The organism is Frankia sp. BMG5.23 (assembly GCF_000685765.2).
GTDB classification, from domain to species: domain Bacteria; phylum Actinomycetota; class Actinomycetes; order Frankiales; family Frankiaceae; genus Frankia; species Frankia casuarinae.
The window spans coordinates 1-2,375 of the sequence record NZ_JDWE01000142.1 but is presented as its reverse complement, the minus strand read 5'-3'; the positions used below and the strand labels follow the sequence as shown (position 1 = coordinate 2,375).

The 2,375-nt window shown below is 61.3% G+C and carries 4 protein-coding genes and 1 pseudogene; all 5 read left to right on the top strand.

What is annotated here, in order from left to right:
- Nucleotides 1–108, top strand: a pseudogene (locus BMG523DRAFT_RS26940) (IS3 family transposase); the annotation flags it as partial.
- Between the two features lie 528 nt (nucleotides 109–636).
- A complete protein-coding gene (locus BMG523DRAFT_RS25050; RefSeq protein ID WP_134352052.1) occupies nucleotides 637–849 on the top strand; it encodes a hypothetical protein in 213 nt (70 codons plus the stop codon).
- Nucleotides 850–1,370: 521 nt separating this feature from the next.
- On the top strand, nucleotides 1,371–1,580 hold the full coding sequence (locus tag BMG523DRAFT_RS22160) for a hypothetical protein (RefSeq protein WP_023842166.1): 210 nt from the start codon (nucleotides 1,371–1,373) through the stop codon (nucleotides 1,578–1,580).
- A gap of 93 nt (nucleotides 1,581–1,673) precedes the next feature.
- The gene (locus BMG523DRAFT_RS22155) at nucleotides 1,674–2,057 is read left to right on the top strand and encodes a hypothetical protein (RefSeq protein ID WP_131728958.1); all 384 of its coding nucleotides are present in this window, start codon (nucleotides 1,674–1,676) and stop codon (nucleotides 2,055–2,057) included.
- The gene (locus BMG523DRAFT_RS22150) at nucleotides 2,057–2,248 is read left to right on the top strand and encodes a hypothetical protein (RefSeq protein WP_023842167.1); all 192 of its coding nucleotides are present in this window, start codon (nucleotides 2,057–2,059) and stop codon (nucleotides 2,246–2,248) included. The genes BMG523DRAFT_RS22155 and BMG523DRAFT_RS22150 overlap by 1 nt, the downstream gene beginning before the upstream one ends.
- Nucleotides 2,249–2,375 lie beyond the last annotated feature (127 nt).

The window sequence follows — 2,375 nt, the reverse complement described above, 5'->3', positions numbered from 1 at the left end:
CGTGTCCTCGACGTGGCCTACGCCGCGCATCCGGAACGGTTCGTGAACCAGCCCCCGGTCCCGCCGCCGCTCCCGAAGCCCGCCGGGATCAACCACACGCCGGATGACCAGGCCGAACCAGCCGACGGCGTGCCCGAACGATCAGAAGTCATCCCTCGACCGAGATCACGACAGGGACGGAACACAGGCTAGTTCACAAAGAATCTTGTCCTAAAAATCTTGACAAGTTCCGACACGCTGTCGTCTTGTCCGGTGCATCCGCTGTGACCTGCATCGATAGCGATACGGGCGACCCCGGCCCATGCCGGCCCCGGTCCGACGGGCGACCCCAACCCGGGCGGCCCCGGTCCGTGCGGTCTCCTAGAAATCAACTGGGTAGTGTGTTATGCCTCTCGTATTAGGCCTGGACATATTATCGGGTGAGCCATCCTAGCCATGCTCCGGCGATAACGGACGGCACGGCGACGAAAAGGACGACTACGGCGATAAAATACCAGGGGATTTTTCCGTCGGGCTCCTGGTAGAACCGGCTGAACATCACGGACCTCCTTTTGCTTCCCTCTTTGCAAGGGGACGGAAGGTGCTTGCGGGTGGCGGTGGGTTTTTGGGTCCGGGACGCGTGGATGGCATGCGGCCGTGCCCGTCTCCGGCATGATCACCGCGTGTGGTGTCATGCCCGGTGGTGAGTCGGTGGTCGATTTCGATCGCGAGCGCGGTTATCAGGTTTTTCTCGTGTGTCTTGCGGAAGGTGTCTCCCTCAATCCGGTAGTAGACGCTGGCGGCGTGGCGCCGTTCCGTTTTTGTGAGCCGCACTCCCATGCCACGCGGCGCGGGGTCCAGCGCGAGTAGTGCCCGCAGGGCTGACCCGCGTGGGTGACCGAGTGCCTGTGTGGCCGCGTGCAGCAGCCTCACGACCCCCCGCCCACTCGCCTCCCTGCGCTGCCACGAGGGCTAGCAGGCGTGGCGCGGCGTTGATGATGTCTTCGGGACCCCGGACGCCGTGATCGGCAAGCCTCCCAAGATCTTCTATGAGTCGCCGTTGGCGGTCATCGCCCGTCATGATCCGTCTTCCCGTCGTCCCGTGCATACGCCGTTGCGCCTGCACACAGCAGGCCAGTGATCGCACGCTCACGCATCCGGGTTTTTTCCGGGTTTGGTCAGGGTTGAGTCCGGGGTGTCCGCGCGCTGATGATCGTTCCGGGTTTGGTCCGGGTCCGGTCCCCCGGAATTCCGGCTCCCAGCCACTAATACCCCCCGGATTTGCCGGTCTAATACCTGCGGTGCGGCTTTTCATCGGGAAACATGGGCGGTGTCCGGCGGGGCTGACAGAAACGGCCCCGAAGGCTTGCCCCCATCCCTCGGGAGTTCCTGTGTTCCTACTTCTTCTATTCCTTTTCCTGCTGGTTCTGGCCGTGCCGCTGTGGCGTTTCCTCGCGGTGTTCGTGCCGGTTTCCCTGGCCCTCTGGACATTTTCGTGGGCGGCCACGACATCCACCCCCGGATACGGCAAGTACTTCATCGCTATCATTTTCATTCTTCTGGCCGCGCGGGCTATTACGAAGTGGACACACAAGCCGTGACCAGAATGCACCGCGTTCTCTTCTGGACAGCCCTTGCAGTCTGGCTCGCCGATCTTTTTCTGCTAGGCGTCCTAGCCGGATACAACCTGCAGCATGAATACCGCCCGCGGCCGTGCCCGACGCCGGTTGGCCGTGCCATTCCCGCGTTTTCTTTCTCCCCTCTCCCTTCCCTTTCGCGAGGTGACTGCCGTGTTCGATGATCGCGAGCTCGCCGTCCTTGAGAAGCGCGCGGCCGACGCCTTCGACACCCATATGGACGGCTATACGGCAAGCGCAGTCCTCCACGACATCTTCATGGACATTCTGGGCCAGGACGAAAAAGGTATCGAAGCAATCCGGTACGTACAGAGCCTGCTGAAAGCCCACCGGGACAAGACCCTCGCGGAATGGCTGACCGCCCAGGATCTGTGGTTGTTCGCGGCAGGCATCGCCTATGACACCAACTTTGACGATGACGAAGACGAGGCCAACCACTGATGATTCCCTTTTCCATTCTCTTCCTGCTTCTTATCGTTGTCATCGTCATGATCCGCGCGTTTGACCTCAACCCGTGGCAAGCGTTCGCCTGCGCCGCGCTCGGTTTCTACGTCGCACAGTCCAATTTCTCGGACACGTTTCAGGGCATTCTCAACCAGATTTTCGGCATATTTTCCTCTATTCATCTGTAGGCCGCGCGGNGGTGTCCGGCTTCCGGACACCCCCGTTTTCCTCTGAGAAGAGAAGCCATGCCACGAACCCACACCAACGATCAGCGTCGGATGACACGGGAAATACGGCGGATGCGCCGCTACATGC

Excerpts from the sequence above, each read along its gene's own strand:
- BMG523DRAFT_RS22155 (WP_131728958.1), top strand. The coding sequence starts at position 1,674 with ATGAATACCGCCCGCGGCCGTGCCCGACGCCGGTTGGCCGTGCCATTC.
- BMG523DRAFT_RS22150 (WP_023842167.1), top strand. The coding sequence starts at position 2,057 with ATGATTCCCTTTTCCATTCTCTTCCTGCTTCTTATCGTTGTCATCGTC.